Origin of the sequence: Arcticibacter svalbardensis MN12-7 (assembly GCF_000403135.1) — a bacterium.
In the GTDB taxonomy this organism is placed as follows: domain Bacteria; phylum Bacteroidota; class Bacteroidia; order Sphingobacteriales; family Sphingobacteriaceae; genus Arcticibacter; species Arcticibacter svalbardensis.
In genome coordinates, this window is sequence record NZ_AQPN01000126.1 from 1 (window position 1) to 22,238 (window position 22,238).

Below are 22,238 nucleotides of genomic sequence, written 5' to 3' on the forward strand. Positions count from 1 at the left end.
AGAGCAAAAAGCAATAGCAAAAAAGATCGATAACGATATTAAACAAGCAAAGGCACAAGCCCGAGTGCGTTTACACCTTATTTAGGTGCCTATATCGGCGGTGTCCACCTCTTCCCATTCCGAACAGAGAAGTTAAGCCCGCCTGAGCCGATGGTACTGCAGTAACATGTGGGAGAGTAGGTCGGTGCCAAATACTTTAATCAGTCCGGTAGTTTCAGTACTACCGGGCTTTTTTGCGTTTAAACGGTTTTTTCTGCAAAATCTGTCCTTATCGTACCTTCTTTAAGAAGATATAGGAAGATTGCAGGCAGGAATCGTACCTCCATGATCCCCTTTTTATATTTGGGCAACAAAAAAGAGGAAACCAATTTATCCTGAAATGAAAACGAATAGGTTTAAATCGGAAGCAGCTTAGTAATAAGGGTCTCAATCAGGAGCGGGTAGAAACGTCTATGTCGCAGGTACCGGGTCAGACAGGAATGAAGAAGTAACCCAGATCTGGTTTGGCACATAACGGGATTATTGTACCGGGATTGTAGAAATGGACAGGAATGTTCGGCCTGGTACAAATTTTAATTAATCTTTAAATCTGGCAACGGTTGATTCAATACTTCTTCTTCCCATACAATTTAGTGGTTTATAGGTTTGATTGGGGTTGATTATTAGTGTAAAATTGCTTTCTTAAAATAGGGTATATGAAGGAAATGTAAGATAAAGTTTGGATATCAATTAGCTAACATGTGTTATGTTAAGTGTCAAAATCTTAAACACGCTACTCTTTTTAAATTTTCATTAAAATAATTAACAATCATATTCACTTTTGTAAGATAAATTTACATATTTGATGCATAAACAATGCAACAACAAAATGGCTATTGAAACTTTACATACTTTAGAAATAATAGAGGTTTTGGAAAATTTTCTTGAAAGGAAAAGACCTAAAGAAGAATTTAGAGACAAAGTGGATATTTCATATCATCTTGATAAACAAAGTGTCATGATTTATGAAATACGACCTCGCTGGAATAATCCAGAGGAAATTATGGAGTTACCTATTGCAAAGGCTACTTTTGTTATTGCTAAGGATATTTGGAAAGTGTACTGGCGTCAAAGTGATCAGAAATGGCATTCATATACTCCTGAGCCAACTGTCGACCATATTCAAGAGTTTGTATCATTGGTTGAACAAGATGAGTATTACTGCTTTTGGGGTTGATGTAATTCATGGGAATAAAACACAAATCGCAGACTTCATTTTCAACAAATGCAATAATCCCCTTTGAAACTGTTAATTTAGCGCGTTAAAAGGAAAAAGATTGGCTAAAAGTCTGGTGAAAGAAACCCCGCTCATGCAACAGTATAATACCATTAAGGCTAAATACCCAGGAGCTTTATTGTTATTCAGAGTGGGTGATTTCTACGAAACATTTGGAGAGGATGCCATTAAAGCATCAGGAATTTTAGGTATTGTGCTGACTAGAAGGGCAAATGGCTCTAACTCATATATTGAATTAGCTGGCTTTCCTCATCATTCAATTGAAACTTATTTACCTAAATTGGTACGCGCTGGTCAGCGTGTAGCCATATGCGATCAGCTTGAAGACCCCAAAACGGTTAAAACGATTGTAAAACGTGGAGTTACTGAACTGGTTACTCCTGGTGTTGCATTTAACGATAATATCCTTCAACAAAAGTCAAATAACTACCTGGCCTCTATTTATTTTGATAAACAGGCCACTGGTGTTGCGTTTATAGATATATCCACAGGTGAATTTTTAGTAGCACAAGGCAGTAATGACTATATTGATAAATTGCTTCAAAGTCTGAAACCTAGTGAGGTGATTTTTCAAAAAAGTAGGAATAAGGATTTTACTGAAGCTTTTGGTGATCGTTTTTATACTTATACATTGGATGATTGGGCGTATACAGGTGATTTCGCTTCTGAAAATCTCTTAAAGCATTTTGATGTTAAGTCGTTGAAAGGTTTTGGCATTGAGCGTCTACCTGTAGCAATTATAGCGGCCGGTGTTGCTTTGCATTATCTAAACGAGACAGAGCATCGGAATTTACAGCATATATCTTCCATTGCGCGTATAGAAGAGGATCGATTCATGTGGCTCGACCGTTTTACTATTCGTAATTTGGAACTTATTGATTCTCCTAATGAAAATGCAGTCACCTTAGTAGATGTTTTAGATCAAACCAGCTCACCTATGGGTGCCCGGATGTTGAGACGATGGATTGTGATGCCATTGAAGGAACGTAAGCCTATTGAAGAACGTTTGAATGTGGTAGAATTTTTGATCAAACAGGAGGAATTAAGGGGCTTATTATTACAAGAAATTAGTCAGATAGGGGATTTAGAACGGTTAATATCTAAAGTTGGAATGCAACGTGCCAATCCACGTGAGGTTTGCCAATTAAAACGTGCCCTTTTTGCTCTTGAAAATATTAAAATCAGCTGTGATTTATCAGAAAGTGAAGCGCTAAAAAGAATAGGAGAGCAAATTAATCCATGTATCCTGATTAGGGATAGGATTGCTAAAGAACTTCAGTCTGAACCACCGGTGTTGCTATCAAAGGGTGGCGTAATATCGGAAGGGGTCAATGAAGAACTAGACAGATTACGTAAGATTGCTTTTGGCGGAAAAGGTTATCTGATTGAAATTCAAAAAAGAGAAGCTGAAATCACTGGAATTCCGTCTTTGAAAGTCGCCTTTAATAATGTTTTCGGGTATTATTTAGAGGTGACTAATTTACATCGGGATAAGGTTCCTACTGACTGGATCAGGAAACAAACACTGGTTAATGCAGAACGTTATATTACTCCTGAGCTCAAGGAATACGAGGAACAGATTCTTGGTGCTGAGGAGAAGATTCAGGTGCTTGAGACCAGATTGTATAACGAATTACTTTATGCCTTATCTGAGTATATTCGTCCCATTCAGTTGAACGCACATTTAGCTGCTCAGTTGGATGTACTGCTTTGCTTTTCTACTCTCGCCATAAAGAATTATTATGTTAGACCTCAGATACAGGATGGACATATTATGGACATTAAAGGTGGCAGACATCCGGTAATTGAAAAAAGTTTACCACTTGGGGAAGAATATATAACCAATGATGTTTACCTTGATAATGAGGTTCAACAGATTATTATTATAACGGGTCCCAATATGGCAGGTAAATCTGCTTTATTAAGGCAGTGTGGTTTGATTGTGCTTATGGCCCAAATGGGGTGTTATGTTCCGGCAAAAGCGGCTAACATTGGCTTGATTGATAAAATATTCACACGTGTAGGAGCCTCTGATAATCTATCATCTGGTGAGTCAACATTTATGGTGGAGATGAATGAAACAGCCAGCATCATGAATAATTTATCAGACAGGAGCCTTATTCTTCTGGACGAAATTGGTAGAGGTACGTCTACATATGATGGGATCTCTATTGCATGGGCGATAGCTGAATTCTTGCACAATCATCCAACAGCTAAAGCAAAAACTTTATTCGCCACTCATTACCATGAATTGAATGAATTATCGAATTCATTTAGCAGGATTAAAAATTTCAATGTTACAGTTAAAGAGGTTGGAAATAAAGTTATTTTTCTAAGAAAGCTTGTTCCAGGTGGAAGTGAACATAGCTTTGGGATTCATGTAGCTAGAATGGCAGGAATGCCAGCAAAACTTATAGCTCGCGCTAATGAAATCTTAAAAAGATTGGAACAGGAACGGACCGGGGGTGAAAATATTAAAGATAGCATCAAAAAGGTTCAGCAACAGGCTTATCAATTACAAATGTTCTCTATTGATGACCCTGTATTGATAAAGATTCGAGATATGTTAAATAATTTGGATGTAAATACGTTAACTCCTGTGGAGGCTTTAATGAAACTAGATGACATTCAACGGATTCTTAAAGGTTAAATATGAATAAACGGACTTGTTTACTTCTTTCTATAATTTTTATATCTATCCTGATTACATCTTGTAGCTCGCGTAAAATGATTACTGATGCTTCGGGTAGTAGAGGTAAAAATATAACAGGAAGTCTAAAAGAACGTTATTCTGTTTTATTGGGTGTTTCAGAAAAAGAAATTAGAGACGAACGCTTGTACAAGTTTATTGATAATTGGATGGGTTCTCCTCATCGTTTGGGGGGAATGGAAAAAGGAGGGGTCGATTGTTCGGGATTTGCGATCAGGCTTGAAAAAGAAATATACAATAGGGATCTTCCAAGATCAGCCAGGCAAATGGCCGATCAGGTTAAAAGGTTGTATGAAGAAGATTTAAAAGAAGGAGATTTGGTGTTTTTTGATTTTGCTGGTTCACCTTTTAATCATGTAGGAGTATATTTACTTAATAATAAATTTGTTCATGTTTCAACGAGCAAAGGTGTCATTATAAGTAATTTAAAAGATTCTTGGTATTATAAATATTTTTCTAGGTGCGGATCAGTAAAGTAAACAGTAAATCTGGCTTTAATTTTGATATTATAAGAGCAAGTAAAAATGTATATGTTATTTGAATGACTTATAGTTAACTGTTAAATAATGATAGCGATTAAATAAGTATACTGATATAATTTTTACGACTTTTGACAACAGTGGTTTGGAGTTAAAAAATTTCCAATCCTTTATGATTTTACAAATGAAACTTAATCTTAAACGTCCTCTCGCATTTTTTGACCTGGAAGCTACTGGTATTACTATTGGCTCGGACAGAATTGTTGAAATTGCAGTTCTTAAAGTATTTCCTGACGGTTCTAAAGAAATGAAGAATCAGCGTATCAATCCGGAAATGCCTATTCCTCTGGAAACATCTTTGATTCATGGTATCTATGATGAAGATATAAAAGATGCACCAACATTTAAACAGGCTGGACCAGTGTTCGCTGCTTTTCTGGAAGGTTGTGATCTTGCTGGTTATAATTCCAATAAATTTGATATACCTATGCTTATGGATGAATTCCTGCGTGTGGGTGTTCCTTTTGATTTGGATAACCGAAAATTTGTAGATGTACAGAATATTTTCCATCAGATGGAGCAGCGTACTCTTAAAGCGGCTTACCGATTTTATTGTGGCAAAGATATTGAAAACGCCCATTCAGCTGATGCTGATACAACGGCTACATATGAGGTGCTGTTAGGTCAGTTGGAACGTTATAAGGATACTGAGTTTAAGGATAAGAAAGGGAATGTATCTGTTCCTGTACAGAACGATATTGACGCATTACATAAGTTTACGAATCTTCATAATCCTGTTGATTTTGCAGGTCGGCTGGTGTTTAATGACAAGGGAATAGAGGTGTTTAACTTTGGTAAACATAAAGGGAAATGCGTAGAGGATGTATTCCATGCCGAACCAAGTTATTATTCATGGATGCAAAATGGTGATTTTCCTCTTTATACCAAGAAATGTTTGGAAAAAATTTGGGTGAAGTGGAATGAGAAGAAGGTTTTAATTAAAAAAAGTACAGAAAAGAGAGTTGTAGCTGAAGTTGTAAATGTGCCAGTTCCTAATCATTTAGCAACGTCAAGATTAGTTGCTCCGAAAAAGGATAATGATGTAGTTAGGCAAAAGAATCCTGTGGTTGTAAAACCAAAAGAACCAGAAGCACAACGTTCATTATTTAATAAAAATGAACCTGCAGCTCCTCTTACAGATAGCATGCTTGAAGAATTGAAGAAAAAATTCGGAAAATAATTTAATAGATTAAACATGAAGTCAATGGGTTTCATGTTTAATCTATATTTAAAAAATCTATATTCCTTTTTAATCCGATAAACTTTGTTCTTTTTACTGCAGATCCTTTAAATAATTTTTTAAATACATCTTCGGTAATTTCTTTCCAATCAAATTTTTTCATATTAAAGAAATCTGGATGGGGATTAAATCCAGGCTCACTGTGATTAGTTGAAAAGCGGTTCCACGGACATACGTCCTGGCAAATATCACATCCAAATATCCAGTTATCCATTTTACCTTTGAATTCCGAAGGTAACTCTTCTTTTAATTCGATAGTGAGATATGAAATGCATTTGCTGCCATCTACAATCGACTGAGCAACAATAGCTTGTGTAGGGCAGGCATCTATGCATTTTGTACAGGTTCCACAATAATCTTTATCTGCACTTATATCATAATTTAAATCCAGGTCTACTATTAATTCAGCCAGAAAGAAAAATGAGCCACTTTTTTTGTTAATTAAGTTGCTGTTTTTGCCTATCCATCCAAAGCCTGCTTTTTTCGCCCATACACGGTCAAGTACGGGGGCTGAATCTACAAATGCCCTTCCTGCAACATCACCTATCTCCAAACGAATAAATGAAAGTAATTCCTTGAGTTTTCCTTTTATAATATCGTGGTAGTCTTTTCCGTAGGCATATTTTGAAATTTTAAGAGTTTCAGCATTTGATTGTAATGAATCAGAATAATAATTTAAAGCAAGAGAAATAACGGATCGAGCTCCCTCAACAAGTTTTCGGGGATCTAGACGCTTGTCAAAATTGTTCTCCATATAGGCCATTTTTCCGTTGTAATTATGCTTTAACCAGTTTTCTAACCTTGGAGCTTCTTCTTCAAGAAAACCTGCTTTTGAAATACCACAAAACATAAATCCTAACCTGGATGCTTCTTGTTTGATGAGCTGGCTATATTTCTGTGGATTATTATACATCATATCAAAGATACTGAATAAAAGAAATAGAGCTTCTGGTACATATTATCATTATTTTTGGCGAATCTTATGTCTGAAAATAATACGCCACTTTATACAATACCTTTTGCCTTACTATGTACTAGTTCATTACTTTTTTCTGCTAGTTTTAATATGCTTATTCCTGAACTTCCTGCTTATTTAAGCAGCTTAGGTGGAGCAGAATACAAAGGGCTAATCATTGCTTTGTTTACGTTAACTGCAGGAATTTCCAGGCCATTTAGCGGTAAACTTACCGATACTATAGGTAGGGTTCCTGTAATGGCTATTGGTTCAATAGTTTGTTTTGTGTGTGGATTTCTATATCCTGTTTTAGGTACGATAAATGGCTTTTTGTTTCTGAGATTAATCCATGGGTTTTCAACAGGTTTTAAGCCTACTGCTACAGCAGCATACGTGGCTGATATTGTTCCTGCTAAACGCTGGGGTGAGGCTCTTGGTATTCACGGGTTATGTTTTAGTACTGGTATGGCCATTGGACCTGCCATCGGGAGTTTAATAACCTCTTATTACTCGATTGACATTTTATTTTATTGCTCATCTGCATTTGCAATGTTGTCTATAGCCATATTATTGAATATGAAAGAAACATTAAAAAGACCCCAACGGTTTAAGTTTTCACTTCTGAAGATTTCAAAAAAGGAAATTATTGAATGGAGGGTGTTACCTGCCGCATTGGTCATTCTATTATCTTATTTGGGATATGGTATCTTATTAACACTTGTGCCTGATTGGGGTGCGCATCTGGGAGTGAAAAATAAGGGTTTGTTTTTTATGACCTTTACTATTTCTTCTTTACTAATTAGATTTATAGCAGGTAAAGTCTCAGATAATTACGGTCGTATTTCAGTGATTAAAGTGGCTTTGGTTCTTCTTTGCATTTCTTTTTATTTAATAGGTCATGCGCTTTCAGTAACGGGACTTTTGATCGGATCAATTGTGTATGGTATTGCGGGGGGCGTATTATCTCCTGCAACTAATGCCTGGACAATAGATCTTAGTCACCCTGAACATCGCGGTAAAGCGATGGCGACCATGTACATTGCACTGGAAGCAGGAATTGGATTAGGAGCTTTACTTGCAGGATGGATGTATAAGGATATCATTTCAATGGTTCCAACGATCTTTTACATTGCAGCTGGAGCATCATTCTTAGCTTTAATCTACATTTTTATAAGAGAGAGTAGATTTTTTCACTCAAAATCTACTTCTAAGATATAAATGATACCTTGATTTTATAGGTGATCAATCTGATTAATTAAGAACACAAAAAAGGCCGGTTATATAACCAGCCTTTTTATTGAATTTTGTAAAACCTATTTTCCTTTTTTAGGATCAGATTTAGGAGCAGGTTTTTGTTGTCTCATATAATCATCCATTTTCTGTTGAAACTTAGATTTTTTCTTTTCAACTACAGGTTTTTTCTTGTTTTCCTGAATGCGGGCATGTATTTTTTCATCATTAACCAGTTGTCTGATAATTAACTGTTGAACAAATGTTAATACGTTGGCGCAGAAGTAGTAATAATTTAGACCTGAAGGATAACTATTCAATACAGTTAAGAAAATTACTGGTGTAATATATCCAATGTACTTCATTTGTCCTGTCGCTCCCGAAGTTTGATTATTAAAGTAGGTAGTAACCAACGTAGATACTGTCATCAGCAAACACATTAAACTGATGTGATTAATATTCAATAAAGGGATCTTTGTGAAATTGATTACTGAATCATAGGTGGATAAATCCTTCATCCATAGGAAACTTTCTTGCCGTAATTCAAACAAGTTTGGAAAGAAGAAGAAAAATGCCATTACAATAGGTAATTGCAGTACCATGGGTATACATCCCCCAAGAGGATTTACTCCTGCTTTTTTATACAGTTTAAGATATTCCTGTTGTAAAAGTGTAGGATTATCATCACCAACTTTAACTTTAATTTCATCCATTTCGGGTTTTAATACCCGCATTTTAGCCATAGAAAGATATGACTTGTAAGTAAGGGGAGTCAAAACTGTTTTTAAAATTATAGTTAAAATAAGGATAATGATACCATAACTCCACCCTAATCCTTCTAAAGCTTTAAAAATAAATAATACGGCTACTTTATTGATCCACTTAAGAGGACCCCAACCTAAATCAATTTGTTTTTCAATGTTATAACCCTGCGCTTTTAAAGTATTGAAACGGTTAGGACCGAAATAAAAAGTTAATGGATAAGCGTCTGTATTATCTTTTCCTTTAGCGAGTTGCATGCTTGCTGTTATAGATTTTACAAGTCCTGGAGTGGTTGGTACTGTAACGGCTAATTTACCTTTAGTAAAACCATTTTTAGCAATCAGCACATTTGAAAAGAAATGTTGTTTGAAAGATATCCATTGAACTTTTCCATCTTCACCAAGTTCCTTTGTTTCGTCTTTGCTTGATCCAATATGGTCTACTTCGTTGTCAGCGTGATTAAAATACGCACCTGAGTAACGTTGTTCACTTGCAATGTCTTTTTCTTTTTGTTTTAGAGTAGCCTGCCAGTTTAATGTAAGAGGTTTCGATGCAGAGATAACATTGTCCAAACCAGTAGTGACAATAGTTAATCCTACATTATAACTGTCGCCTTTTATGGAGTAGATATAATCTATAAACTGGTTTGAAGAATAACTAAGTCTCATTGTTACACTTGAGGAATCACTTTTTGTAACAGTAAGCTCTTTTTGCGAAGGAACAAAGTATAGATCTTGTGTATTGATTTCTTTATTTCCTGCTAAGAACGTAAGACCAAAATTGCTATTCTCACCATCAAACATAATTAATGGCTTATTATCATAAGTCTTTAATCCTTTGAGTTCTACAGATGCAACTCTACCTCCCTTAGTGCTTAGGTTAACCTTAAGCAATTCATTTTGAAGTATAACTGTCTCAGTTGAGCCAGTTATAGATTTACCGAAAGGCCCATTAATGGCTACTGAATCAATTACTACAGCAGGTGCTAATGTTGGTTTGGCATTTTTTGCTGGTAGTTTAGCCGTATCAGGATTATTTGCTTTTGCTCTTGCGATAGAATCTTGAACTAACCTTTCTCTTTTAATTTCTGTTTCTGAAGGATTCATCAGATACATAGAACCTATGAAAATGATTAAGATCAAAAATAGTCCTGTGAATGTATTTTTATCCATTTATTGTTTGATATCTATTCTTATTTTTTGTTAATTTTTCTCGAATGTGCTAAAGAAGCGGCGACAAAGTTAACAAAAAGTGGATGTGGATTAGCAACTGTTGATTTTAATTCTGGGTGAAACTGTCCAGCGATGAAAAATGGATGATTTTTAAGCTCAATTATCTCAACAAGGTTGTTATCTGGATTCATACCAGAGGCGATTAAGCCTGCATCTTCAAATTGTTTAAGGTATTCATTATTAAATTCATAACGATGTCTGTGCCTTTCTGTGATCTGTGCTTTACCATAAATCTGAGCCGCTTTACTTCCCTTTTTTAAATCGCAAGTATAAGATCCTAAACGCATGGTTCCACCCTTGTTTTTAATCTTTTTCTGCTCTTCCATCATGGATATTACAGGAGTGGTGGTATTTTCATCCATTTCCATGCTATTTGCATCTGGAAGTTTCAGCACATTTCGCGCAAATTCAACTACAGCACATTGCATTCCAAGACATATTCCGAAAAAAGGAATATTGTTCTCACGCACATACTTTATAGCAGTGATTTTTCCTTCAATGCCCCTGCTACCAAATCCTGGAGCTACAAGAACTCCATCCAATCCTGCTAATCGTTCAGCAACATTTTCTTCTGTTATACTTTCAGAATGAAGACATACTACCCGAACTTTACACTCATTACTTGCGCCTGCATGAATAAAGGATTCGTTGATGGATTTATATGCATCAGGTAATTCAACATATTTACCAACCAATCCTATACTTACTTCTGAAGTAGGGTTCTTTAATCTTCCTAGAAAATTTTTCCAGTTGTCTAAATTAGGATCACTTTTTAAGGGAAGCTTTAATTTGGTAAGGACCGTTTTATCCAGTTGCTCCTTTAACATCAATAGTGGCACATCATAAATGGTAGATGCATCTATAGATTCAATCACTGCATTGATATTTACATTACAGAATAATGCTACTTTTCTTCTTATATCCCCTGATAAATGATGCTCAGTACGACAAACCAGAATATCAGGCTGAATACCATACTCAAGTAACATTTTAACAGAGTGCTGTGTTGGTTTTGTTTTGAGTTCCCCAGCGGCTGCAAGGAAAGGTATTAATGTTAAATGGATCACCAGTGAATTACTAGCACCAATTTCCCAACGAAACTGTCTTACCGCTTCAATGTAGGGAAGGGATTCAATGTCGCCAACTGTACCCCCTAATTCTGTGATCACAATATCGAAATCTCCACTTTCACCTACGAGTCTGATGTTTCGCTTGATTTCGTCTGTAATATGAGGAACTACCTGTACTGTTTTGCCTAAATAAGCACCCTCACGCTCTTTATTGATTACGTTTTGATAAATACGACCGGTAGTAATATTATTGGCCTGAGATGTGGGTACATTCAAAAAACGTTCATAGTGTCCCAAATCTAAATCTGTTTCTGCTCCATCTTCGGTAACATAACATTCACCATGTTCATATGGATTTAATGTTCCAGGATCAATATTGATATAAGGATCGAATTTTTGAATAGTGACACGATAGCCACGGGCTTGTAAAAGTTTTGCTAATGAGGCAGAAATAATTCCTTTTCCTAACGACGATGTAACGCCGCCCGTAACAAATATGTATTTAGTCATGAGTGTGATGGATTAAAAACGCATTAAGCCCCTATGTTTGACTTAAAATATACGTTCTCTTGTACGGGTTACAAAAGTAAGAAAAAAAGGAGCATATTAAAACGATCTGTTCGATTTATCACCAGAGATTTGTTATTACACTTAATTTAAAAGATTTACATTTGCAACATACACTGAAAAGTAACCTTAATGGTAAATTTTAATAGATTTAAACTAGACAACGGGTTAATGGTTCTTGTTCATGAAGACCCAACTACACCGATGGCTGTCATAAATATTTTATATAATGTGGGTGCCAGAGATGAAAATCCTTCTAAAACAGGCTTTGCTCATCTTTTTGAGCATTTGATGTTTGGTGGATCAGTCAACATTCCTTCCTATGATGAACCCCTTCAAAGGGTTGGTGGTGAAAACAATGCTTTTACCAGCAATGACATTACAAACTATTATATTACACTTCCTGCCGAAAATCTGGAAACAGCCTTTTGGTTGGAAAGTGATAGAATGTTAAATCTCGCTTTCTCTGAAAAAAGTCTGGACGTTCAGCGAAATGTCGTTTCGGAAGAATTTAAACAACGTTACCTCAATCAGCCTTATGGCGATGTAATGTTAAAACTCAGACCACTGGCTTATAAAACGCATCCTTATATGTGGTCAACAATAGGGAAAGAGCTTTCTCATATTGAAGAGGCAACTATTGATGATGTAAAAGACTTCTTTAAAAAACACTATAGTCCTTCAAATGCGATTATGGTAGTAGGAGGGTCCGTTTCAACTAAGGATGTGAAAATACTCGCTGAAAAATGGTTTGGAAATATTCATTCCGGTGAAAAGTACATCAGAAACCTTCCTGTTGAGCCGGTTCAATTAGAGGAACGTCGTGAAGTTTTTTACGCAGATGTTCCTTTGGATGCTATCTATATCGCATTTCATGTGCCTGATAAAACTGATCAGGGATATTATGAAGTGGATTTAATTACAGATATGCTTTCACGAGGTAATTCATCACGCCTTTACAATAATCTAGTTAAGGAACGTAAATTGTTTACGGATATAAACGCTTCCTTAACAAGTAGTGCAGATCCAGGGTTACTCATTATTGATGGAAAGCCTGCAGCTGGAATTAGTGTTCAGGAGGCAGAATCAGCTATATGGGATGTTCTTAATTCTTTTAGCTCCGAACAAGTTGCTGAAGCGGAATTGAATAAGGTCAAAAATAAGATCGAATCTACAATGGTATTTGCTGAAATGAGTTTATTGGATAAAGCGATGAATCTAGCTTTTTTTGAAGTTTTAGGTGATGCGAATGACTTTAATAAAGAAACTGAGCGGTATCTGAGAATTTCAGCTAATGACATTATTCAACGAGCTAAAGCTACTTTCACAAAAGAAAATTCTTCTACATTATTATATCTTGCAAATAAATGATCAACAGAACAATAGCACCTGCATACAAAGAGATTAATCAAATTAATCTGATTCAGGCAACTCCAAGGCTGCTTGATAATAACATAAAATTGTTTGTAGTGAACGCTGGTGAGCAGGAGCTTGTCAGAATTGAATTTATATTTAATAATGTAAATTGGGACGTCAATCATCCTTTACAAGCCTTTATAACCAATTCTCTGTTAATAGAGGGATCCAGAACGATGTCGTCTTATCAGATCTCTGAAAGAATCGACAGTTACGGTGCCTTTATTCAGGCAGAATATGGTTTTGACCATTCTACTTTTACGCTATATACGTTAAGCAAACATTTAGATGACGTTCTTCCACTTGTAAAGGAAATCTTGACTGAAGCTACTTTTCCTCAAGAAGAATTGGATACTTTTGTGCGGAATCAAAAACAAAAGCTTTTAATTAGTCTGGAAAAAAATGATGTTGTCACAAAAAGAATCTTCAATAATTCTTTATTTGGAGACTCTATTTACGGATACATTGTCAACGCAGAGGACTATGATAAAGTTGATCGCAACCAATTAGTAGAATATTATAAGGCAGCTTATCAGCCTAATAATTGCATTATCATAGCCTCAGGTAAGGTTGATGAGGTTATAACCGAGAAAATTAACAGCTTCTTTGGTAACGGATGGGAAAATACAGTGCAATCCACTAAAAATGTATTTTCTATTCCACAGAAAAAAGGGTCATTATATTACACCGAAAAACCAGAGGCTCTACAGTCTGCTATACGTATTGGTCAAATATCTATTCCCCGGAATCATGCAGATTTTCCCGCACTACAATTTTTAAATACAGTTTTAGGGGGGTACTTCGGCTCCAGGCTCATGGCAAATATCCGCGAAGAGAAGGGATATACCTATGGTATAGGCTCGGGTTTAGTGTCACTTCAAAACGTTGGTTATTTTTTAATAGCATCCGAAGTTGGAGCTGAGGTTTGTACACTCACCCTTGAGGAAATAGAAAAAGAAGTGAATTTACTTCGCACGGAACCTATCCCCGAGGAAGAAATTGAACTTGTTAAAAATTATATGCTGGGATCATTTATGGGTAGTTTAGAAAATGCCTTTTCCCATGCTGATAAGTTCAAAAGTATTTACCTTGCGGGCTTAGATTACGCGTATTATACACGATATGTGCAGACTATCAAGCATATAAACGCTCAACAACTACTCGAACTAGCCAATAAATATTTAGATTATAATTCATTTAATATTGTAATTACAGGAAAAAAATAGCGGTATCAGTAATACTAAATTCTAATGGACAGACCGGTTAATTTTATTCTTGCCGACAAATATGTAAATACTAAAATCTATTATGTGAAGTCGTTTGAAGATTTTCCCCTGGGAGTCATTCGTTATTCATTATCTCAAAAGGAATATGTTTTTAATCCTGATGGTACTTATTTAAATGCTGATATTATGCTTCAGATAAGTACATTTTTAAAGAATCTCATGGATGAACATCATTTACGTATGAGCTTATAAGCCATAAATTTGCGTTTTTTACTGATAATATGTAGCTTCGCCCATGCAAGAGAAAATTATCATTCTTGATTTCGGATCGCAGTACACTCAACTTATTGCCCGCCGTGTAAGAGAATTAAACGTATACTGTGAAATTTACCCCTTTAACCATGTTCCCGCGCTTGACGATAGTGTTAAAGGGATTATCTTATCAGGAAGCCCTGCATCTGTAAGGCAAGACGATGCCCCACAAATCGATTTCAGCTTATTTCATACTAAATATCCCGTTTTAGGTGTATGTTATGGAGCCCAATATTTGGCGCAAAACTCAGGAGGTGAGGTTACACCCTCAACTATACGCGAATATGGAAGGGCAAACCTGACTTATGTTAATGATACAAATCTTTTGCTAAATAAGATACCTGCCGATTCATTGGTGTGGATGTCACACGGCGATACGATATCCAGGATCCCTGATGAATTTGAAATAATTGCCAGTACAGATACCGTGCTTGTTGCCGCATTTCAAATCAAAGGCTCCCAAACCTATGGTATTCAGTTTCACCCAGAAGTAACGCATAGTACAGATGGTAAACAACTATTGGAAAACTTCTTAATCGGCATTTGCCATTGCACTCAGGATTGGAATTCCGAATCGTTTATTGATACTACTATTCAAGATTTAAAAACTAAATTAGGAAACGATAAAGTTATCCTGGGATTGTCAGGAGGTGTAGATTCATCCGTTGCAGCAGTACTTCTACACAAAGCTATTGGCGCAAACCTCCACTGTATATTTGTTGATAATGGACTCTTACGTAAGAACGAGTTTGAGCAAGTACTCGACTCTTATCAGCACATGGGGCTGAATGTACGTGGTATCAATGCAAGAGAACTTTTTGTAGGACAGCTTACAGGAGTGAAAGATCCCGAGAAAAAGCGTAAGATTATTGGTAAAGCTTTTATTGAGGTTTTTGACCAGGCAGCTCATGAAGTACAAGATGTTAAGTGGTTAGGTCAAGGTACAATTTATCCTGATGTTATCGAATCCTTATCCGTAAACGGTCCTTCTGCAACCATAAAATCACATCATAATGTAGGTGGACTTCCAGACTTTATGAAGCTAAAAGTGGTTGAACCTCTTAATACTTTATTTAAGGACGAAGTAAGACGTGTAGGTAAAGCACTTGGATTAGATCCTGCGCTTTTAGGTCGCCATCCTTTTCCAGGACCAGGATTAGCAATTCGTATTATAGGAGAAATTACTCCTGAAAGGATCGCTATCTTACAAGAAGCAGATGCTATTTATATCAATATCCTGAAAAGTACCGGCTGGTATGATAAGGTTTGGCAGGCAGGTGCAATTTTCTTACCTGTTCAATCGGTAGGGGTTATGGGAGATGAGCGTACCTATGAACATGTCATCTGTTTGCGAGCTGTAGGCTCTATGGATGGTATGACAGCCGATTGGAGTCATATCCCTTATGAGATTCTTGGTAAAATATCCAATGAAATTATAAATAATGTTAAAGGTATCAATAGGGTGGTCTATGATATTTCATCAAAACCACCAGCAACTATTGAATGGGAATAACCATGACTACAAACAAATACGACAATCAGCTCAAAACCTTTCTTAGAATCCTTTATGCATACCCTAAAAGCATGCAATTGGCGAGGTTTCTTCCAGGCTATTTTCGTGAAAATAAACAAATGGGATCAGGCGACAGGCGTACAGCTAGTCGCCTACTCTATAATTTCTTTCGCTTAGGTAGGGCTTGTTCTAATTTACCAGAAGGGGAACGGATGGTATTGGCTGAATTTTTATGCGAAGGAAATTCAAGCCTCTTTTTAGCACATTTAAATCCTGAACTATTTGCTCATGCCGATCAGCCGCTTGCAGGTCGCATTGCTCATCTTGAACAGGCAGATTTCGGTTTTGTACTTGATGACGTATATCCATTTACCGATCATTTTTCTGCAGGTATCGACAAAAGAGCTTTTCTAACCTCTTTATTTGTACAACCTGACTTGTTTATCAGGATTCATCCGGGAAAGGAATCTCGTGTTAAAAAAACGCTTGATCTAGCTGAGATTAAGTATCGAGAAATTTCTGAATCTACACTTGCTCTGCCGAATGGGGTTAAATTAGACATGCTGTTCCCTGAAATTGCAAAAGGAACAGGTTTATTTGAAGTTCAGGACCTTTCTTCTCAACACGCAAGTACTTTCTTTGAGCCTCATCAATATGATTATTGGTGGGATAGTTGTGCTGCTTCTGGTGGCAAATCGCTGAATCTCTTCCATCAACAAAAGAATATTAAACTACTTGTAACTGATGTCAGGGAGAATATCCTTTTCAATCTGGATGAACGATTTAAGCGTGCCGGAGTGAAAGACTATCAGAAAAAGATTATTGACCTCACAAAGGATCCTACCTTATATCTGAATAGCTATATGTTTGATGGTATTATTCTGGATGCTCCTTGTACCGGATCAGGAACATGGGGAAGAAGTCCTGAATTAATAAGTCAGTTTAATTCCCAGCAAATTTTAACTTTTCAAGGCCTACAACGCTCCATAGCTGGTAATCTCATTAAATTCCTAAAGCCGGGTAAACCCTTAATTTATATCACATGCTCTGTTTTCAAAGAAGAAAATGAAGCGAATGTGGAGTACCTGGTTAAAACCTACGATTTGAAATTAGAAAAACTGGAAGTAATAAAAGGCTATGAGCGTAAAGCAGATAGCATGTTTGTAGCGCGATTAATTCGATAAACTAAAGGCCGGTATTATTCTTGAAAAGCTTGATTGCGATAGCCAAAAGAATGATACCGAATGCTTTTCTTAATACACTTAAACCAGATTTTCCTAACAAACGTTCCAGCCAGAACACATTTTTCAATACTACATATACAAATATCATGTTGATTAAAATACCTACAAGAATATTCTGAGTGTCATATTCAGATTTCAGCGAAAGCAAGGTAGTCATCGTTCCAGCACCAGCAATCAGGGGGAATGCCAGAGGTACTATAGATATGGTTTCAGGTAAGTCCTCTTTAAAAAAAGTAATCCCCAATATCATTTCCATAGCGATAACAAAGATGACAAAAGAGCCTGCTATAGCAAATGAAGCGACATCCAAACCGATGAGCTTAAGGAGTTCTGTCCCAAGAAAAAGAAATAGTATCATTAGAATTGTGGACACTATGGTCGCTTTTTCTGATTGTATATGACCAGCTTTTTTCCTTAACTCAATTACAACAGGTACAGAACCAATAATATCTATTATCGCAAACAAGATCATGGAAACAGAAAGAATCTGTTTATGATCAAATTTAAAGTATTCATTCATATTTATTGTGGGCATATAAAATGCGCACAAAGATATTAAGTTTAAACAGGGAAATTAAGTTTATTTTAGATACAGGTACGATTATGGTGTCTAAAATGAATTTATAACTAAAAGAGTTTAAATATTGTGGTCTATTTTCTCACAACCGGAGCAGCATTATAAACCTCTGTGTTGGATGAATTTTTATCAATTATCCTATTGATGGTGTGATTCTTTTCAATGGAGGTTGCCGCATGGTAGGGAGGTCCTACAGCAATATGAGGTGCAATAATCAACGATACGATGGACATCAATTTGATCAATATATTCATCGAAGGACCTGAAGTATCTTTAAATGGATCACCAACAGTATCACCTGTTACAGAAGCCTTATGAGGATCAGAGTTTTTATAAAATGTTTCCTCATTGATAATGGCTCCTTTTTCAAAAGACTTCTTTGCGTTATCCCATGCGCCCCCAGCGTTTGATTGAAACATGCCTAAAAGGACACCTGACACGGTAACACCCGCTAACACACCACCCAAAACTTCCGGACCCATTGTAAATCCTACTAGTACAGGAACGATTAATGCAATAGCACCCGGTAACATCATCTCTCTAATTGATGCTTTGGTAGAAATAGCAATACACTTTTCATATTCAGGACGTGCCTTATATTCCATAATACCAGGAATTTCTCTGAACTGGCGTCTTACTTCCTGAACCATATCCATTGCCGCACGACCAACAGCAGCAATTGCCAACGAAGAAAAGATATAAGGAATCATCCCTCCAACAAACAATCCGGCAAGTACATTCGCCTTGTAAATATCAATTGAATTTATCCCAGCAATCCCCACGAAAGCTGCAAACAATGCCAATGAAGTCAAAGCAGCAGATGCAATAGCAAAACCTTTTCCTGTAGCAGCAGTCGTGTTGCCTACAGCATCCAGTGTGTCTGTTCTTTCCCGCACTTCATGAGGAAGTTTACTCATTTCAGCAATTCCACCAGCGTTATCAGCAATCGGCCCAAAGGCATCAATTGCAAGCTGCATAGCCGTTGTTGCCATCATTCCTGCAGCAGCAATGGCCACTCCATACAAACCCGCAAAGTAATGAGATCCGTAAATACCCATTGCTAAAACAAGTACAGGAAGAAGAGTGGACTCCATACCAACCGAAATCCCTCCTATAATATTTGTCGCATGACCTGTAGACGATTGATTCACGATAGACCGTACCGGTCTTTTATTCATTGCCGTATAATATTCAGTAATCATACTCATCAATGTTCCTACAACAAGACCAACCAGAATAGCATAAAATACATCATCTTTACTAAAAGAAAAGCCCCTTATAATCATAGTATCGGGCAATAACCATTGTACAGCCAGGTAAGACGCAAAAGCAGTTAATATAATTGACGTCCAGTTACCCAAATTCAAAGCAGTAAGCACACTATCGGTGTCTTTTTTAATACTTACTATGTAGGTTGATGCTATCGAAAACAATAAACCTAGTCCAGCAATAAGCATCGGCAAAAGAATAGGAGCAATGCCTCCGAAGTTGTCCTGAGAAACAATCTCACGACCAAGAACCATTGTCGCAAGAATAGTAGCCACATAGGAACCAAACAAATCCGCGCCCATTCCGGCAACATCCCCCACATTATCCCCCACATTATCAGCTATGGTAGCCGGGTTCCGAACATCATCTTCGGGAATGCCAGCTTCCACCTTTCCAACCAAATCCGCACCTACGTCAGCCGCCTTAGTATAAATACCTCCACCTACCCTTGCAAATAGCGCAATAGATTCAGCTCCAAGGGAAAATCCGGCCAGCACTTCAAGCGCTTTTTCCATCCCTTTCCCATTTACTGAAGATCCGGTTTGAACCACATACATATGATAGAAAACGATGAATAAGGAACCTAAACCAAGTACGGCCAGACCGGCTACACCCAGGCCCATTACGCTACCACCTGTAAAAGCAACTTTAAAAGCCTTTGATAAGCTCGTTTTAGCAGCTTGAGTAGTGCGTACATTCGCTTTGGTTGCTATTCTCATTCCGATATATCCTGCTAATGCCGAAGTAAACGCGCCAATGAGAAAAGATATTGAAATTACCCAACTCGAGGTTTCTATTAAGGTACCTGACCAAAAGAGAAGTGCCCCTGTGATCGCTGCGAAATAGCTTAGAATCTTCCATTCCGCTTTTAGAAATGCCATGGCTCCATCTGCTATATAACCAGCAAGTTGTTGCATGTTTTCATCGCCAGCATCTTGTTTGATCACCCATTGAGATTTGAGGACCATGAAAATGATTCCAATAACTCCCATAAAGGGAATAAGGTAAATTAAGTTAGTGTACAAAAGGTCCATATGAATAATTGGTTAGTTTATTTCAAATATATATGGCTTTGCGATATAAACAAATAATTATGTTTAATCCACCATCTTTCCAGACTTTTTCATGTACCTAACGAAAATATATAGCAAGGTCAATCCTATAAGGAATGCTGCTATCAGCACATTTCTGAAATCAGTATCACCACTTGTAATTTGCGGATAATTAATTAATAGAATAAGGGTAATCCCTACCAGCCACACAAATTGTGTATTATATTCTTTTAAAATCCATCTTTTTGCGTTAAAACGCATGCTAGAGAATGTTGAGCCAATTCCTTTCAGGCTTAACCACCAGCGGTTTACTCTGCTACAATAGTTATTAAAATCAGCTCCGAATTTATTACGCAGAAAATTTTCTTCCGCCAATACAATTGCCTGATAAATAAAAAGAAAAATAGGCATCAAAATGCCCACAAATAAAATAGAGTTTGATAAAATCCCAACACCAAAAAGCATCAATATGTTTCCAACATATAACGGATTCCGGCAATGGTTAAAGATTCCTTCTGTTACTAACTTGTCCGCATATACTTTTTTATTTAAGCCGCCTCTAACAATATAGGCTAATCCAATAGTTAAACCCCTGATTAATTGTCCACTAATTGTGATGAATAATCCCAATACAACTGGCAAAATATAATAGTTCGGGCCAAAAACTTCCGATGTAAAAATATCAGGTGATGGAATAAAAAGAGCGAGGTATAAAAAGATAAATAAATAGTTTCTGTACTTAAAAAAAAAGTTACCAATAGAGATCATCATTAGTTTTTAATAGCAATTATACCTGTGAAATTATACCATTTGAAAAATACTTCCGTTTGTGAAAATCCGGAATCATGAAGCATTAATATATCTTCACTTGATTTATAGGGAATTAAAACGTTCTCTAAAGCTTCGCGTTTCTGCGAAATCTCCATTTCACTATAATGATTTCTCCTTTTATAATCATAGTAATACTTTATAAAATTACGATTAAATACACTTTGCTCAGTAAGGATTTTTTCTACCAAAATTAATACACCACCAGGAACCAGTCCATCTACGATAGTCCGGAGTACCTTCTCCCTACAAATAGGACGAATAAACTGAAGTGTAAGGCATAATACCACAACCGATGCATTCTCCACTTTAAAGCCGCTTTGAATGTCAGCTTCAACTAATTCATAAGGGCGTGTAAATCCTGCTTCCTGAAGCTTCTCATCACATTTCTTCAGCATTTCCGCTGCGTCATCTATTCCCACAAATTTAATATCTTGCGCAACAGAGGTATTCATACCAATCATGGTAGTTCCAGTGGAGCAGCCTAGGTCATATACCGATGTTCCCGTTTGAGCATGATCAGCAGCAATCTCAGAAATCATACGTTGCATTTCTCCGTAGAAGGGGACAGAGCGGCTAACCATGTCGTCGAATACGTTGACTACTTTGGTACCAAATTTAAAATCAGAGATCTGATTGATTTCATCGCGAAACACCTCATCTTTTGGGGCGCCAGGCTGATTGTGCTGTGCATCAGTTTTAGAATTCATTTTTTTATCAAATATTCTTTAACGCTTGTTAGAACGATATCGTTTTGAATTAAACCAAACAATGGTTTAACTGGTTTTAATTAAAAGTTGAAGATTGGTTTTTTTATCATTACTTCCAAAAGCATTATAAATATTCATATACTTTCAAAGCGTAGAAATTTTAATTCACCACTCTCAACGGGTATGCTGCTCCCGAAACTAATACTTTGGTAAGCCTGTAAAGGTAATTAAAAAGTGGAAAACCTCACTAATCACATCACATGGGCATAAATTTAAAATAATATCTTACGTTGGCCAGCTGAATCAACCAGTTATGGAGCCAAAAAAGATAAATCCAACAGTCCACATCATTTTTTCACTAGAATTTATTCGCTTAGATCCATTTATTTCGAAAATTGCTATAATTACAAAGGCGACATATATTACATGAATAATTAATAGAAATAAATTACCAACTTGCAAATGTATTTTATTAAGAAATAATCTAATCGATATAGTTAAAATACTTAA

The 22,238-nt window shown here is 36.5% G+C and carries 18 protein-coding genes and 1 rRNA gene; 11 read left to right on the forward strand and 8 right to left on the reverse strand.

Annotation, left to right across the window (positions count from 1 at the left end; translation table 11 throughout):
- Nucleotides 1-81: 81 nt before the first annotated feature.
- The 5 genes from rrf (at nt 82) to ADIARSV_RS17060 (ending at nt 5,705) form a co-directional block, all read left to right on the forward strand.
- Nucleotides 82-193, forward strand: a 5S ribosomal RNA gene (rrf, locus tag ADIARSV_RS17040).
- Between the two features lie 675 nt (nt 194-868).
- On the forward strand, nt 869-1,216 hold the full coding sequence (locus ADIARSV_RS17045) for a DUF3024 domain-containing protein (protein ID WP_052017042.1): 348 nt from the start codon (nt 869-871) through the stop codon (nt 1,214-1,216).
- Between the two features lie 100 nt (nt 1,217-1,316).
- A complete protein-coding gene (gene mutS, locus ADIARSV_RS17050; RefSeq protein ID WP_016196886.1) occupies nt 1,317-3,926 on the forward strand; it encodes a DNA mismatch repair protein MutS in 2,610 nt (869 codons plus the stop codon).
- A 2-nt stretch (nt 3,927-3,928) separates the two neighbouring features.
- Nucleotides 3,929-4,465 carry a C40 family peptidase gene (locus ADIARSV_RS17055; protein ID WP_040300485.1) on the forward strand — a complete coding sequence of 179 codons (537 nt, stop codon included), beginning with the start codon at nt 3,929-3,931 and terminating at the stop codon, nt 4,463-4,465.
- A gap of 184 nt (nt 4,466-4,649) precedes the next feature.
- The gene (locus tag ADIARSV_RS17060; protein ID WP_016196888.1) at nt 4,650-5,705 is read left to right on the forward strand and encodes a 3'-5' exonuclease; all 1,056 of its coding nucleotides are present in this window, start codon (nt 4,650-4,652) and stop codon (nt 5,703-5,705) included.
- A 37-nt stretch (nt 5,706-5,742) separates the two neighbouring features.
- Here ADIARSV_RS17060 and queG read toward each other — a convergent pair whose 3' ends face one another.
- On the reverse strand, nt 5,743-6,678 hold the full coding sequence (queG, locus tag ADIARSV_RS17065) for a tRNA epoxyqueuosine(34) reductase QueG (protein WP_016196889.1): 936 nt from the start codon (nt 6,676-6,678) through the stop codon (nt 5,743-5,745).
- 69 nt (nt 6,679-6,747) lie between these two features.
- Here queG and ADIARSV_RS17070 point away from each other — a divergent pair, with 69 nt between their 5' ends.
- On the forward strand, nt 6,748-7,938 hold the full coding sequence (locus ADIARSV_RS17070) for an MFS transporter (RefSeq protein WP_016196890.1): 1,191 nt from the start codon (nt 6,748-6,750) through the stop codon (nt 7,936-7,938).
- A gap of 95 nt (nt 7,939-8,033) precedes the next feature.
- Here the strand turns inward: ADIARSV_RS17070 and yidC are convergent, their stop codons facing one another.
- Nucleotides 8,034-9,884 (reverse strand): membrane protein insertase YidC, encoded by a 1,851-nt coding sequence (gene yidC / locus ADIARSV_RS17075; protein WP_016196891.1) that lies wholly within the window; start codon nt 9,882-9,884, stop codon nt 8,034-8,036.
- Nucleotides 9,885-9,904: 20 nt separating this feature from the next.
- Complete coding sequence (locus tag ADIARSV_RS17080) at nt 9,905-11,524, reverse strand: CTP synthase (RefSeq protein ID WP_016196892.1); 1,620 nt, start codon at nt 11,522-11,524, stop codon at nt 9,905-9,907.
- 189 nt (nt 11,525-11,713) lie between these two features.
- Between ADIARSV_RS17080 and ADIARSV_RS17085 the strand changes: the two genes are divergently transcribed.
- The 5 genes from ADIARSV_RS17085 to ADIARSV_RS17105 are packed head-to-tail and all read left to right on the forward strand — an operon-like array spanning nt 11,714 to nt 17,232.
- Nucleotides 11,714-12,952, forward strand: a complete 1,239-nt coding sequence (locus ADIARSV_RS17085; RefSeq protein ID WP_016196893.1) for a M16 family metallopeptidase — start codon at nt 11,714-11,716, stop codon at nt 12,950-12,952.
- Nucleotides 12,949-14,223, forward strand: a complete 1,275-nt coding sequence (locus ADIARSV_RS17090) for a M16 family metallopeptidase (protein ID WP_016196894.1) — start codon at nt 12,949-12,951, stop codon at nt 14,221-14,223. The genes ADIARSV_RS17085 and ADIARSV_RS17090 overlap by 4 nt, the downstream gene beginning before the upstream one ends.
- A 24-nt stretch (nt 14,224-14,247) precedes the next feature.
- Nucleotides 14,248-14,475: a hypothetical protein gene (locus ADIARSV_RS17095; RefSeq protein ID WP_016196895.1), complete on the forward strand. Its 228-nt coding sequence runs from the start codon at nt 14,248-14,250 to the stop codon at nt 14,473-14,475.
- Nucleotides 14,476-14,518: 43 nt separating this feature from the next.
- Nucleotides 14,519-16,048: a glutamine-hydrolyzing GMP synthase gene (gene guaA / locus ADIARSV_RS17100; protein ID WP_016196896.1), complete on the forward strand. Its 1,530-nt coding sequence runs from the start codon at nt 14,519-14,521 to the stop codon at nt 16,046-16,048.
- 2 nt (nt 16,049-16,050) lie between these two features.
- Nucleotides 16,051-17,232 (forward strand): RsmB/NOP family class I SAM-dependent RNA methyltransferase, encoded by a 1,182-nt coding sequence (locus tag ADIARSV_RS17105; protein ID WP_040300489.1) that lies wholly within the window; start codon nt 16,051-16,053, stop codon nt 17,230-17,232.
- 1 nt (nt 17,233) lies between these two features.
- Here ADIARSV_RS17105 and ADIARSV_RS17110 read toward each other — a convergent pair whose 3' ends face one another.
- From ADIARSV_RS17110 to ADIARSV_RS22695, 5 genes are all read right to left on the reverse strand, one after another.
- A complete protein-coding gene (locus ADIARSV_RS17110; RefSeq protein WP_016196898.1) occupies nt 17,234-17,812 on the reverse strand; it encodes a MarC family protein in 579 nt (192 codons plus the stop codon).
- 131 nt (nt 17,813-17,943) lie between these two features.
- Nucleotides 17,944-20,172: a sodium-translocating pyrophosphatase gene (locus ADIARSV_RS17115; RefSeq protein WP_083936612.1), complete on the reverse strand. Its 2,229-nt coding sequence runs from the start codon at nt 20,170-20,172 to the stop codon at nt 17,944-17,946.
- Between the two features lie 63 nt (nt 20,173-20,235).
- Nucleotides 20,236-20,961 carry a methyltransferase family protein gene (locus tag ADIARSV_RS17120; protein ID WP_016196900.1) on the reverse strand — a complete coding sequence of 242 codons (726 nt, stop codon included), beginning with the start codon at nt 20,959-20,961 and terminating at the stop codon, nt 20,236-20,238.
- Nucleotides 20,961-21,728 (reverse strand): carboxy-S-adenosyl-L-methionine synthase CmoA, encoded by a 768-nt coding sequence (gene cmoA / locus ADIARSV_RS17125; protein ID WP_016196901.1) that lies wholly within the window; start codon nt 21,726-21,728, stop codon nt 20,961-20,963. Before cmoA ends, ADIARSV_RS17120 begins: the two co-directional genes overlap by 1 nt.
- Nucleotides 21,729-22,031: 303 nt before the next feature.
- Nucleotides 22,032-22,238, reverse strand: a 207-nt coding sequence (locus ADIARSV_RS22695) for a hypothetical protein (protein ID WP_235048440.1), incomplete at its 5' end; no start/stop codon positions are given.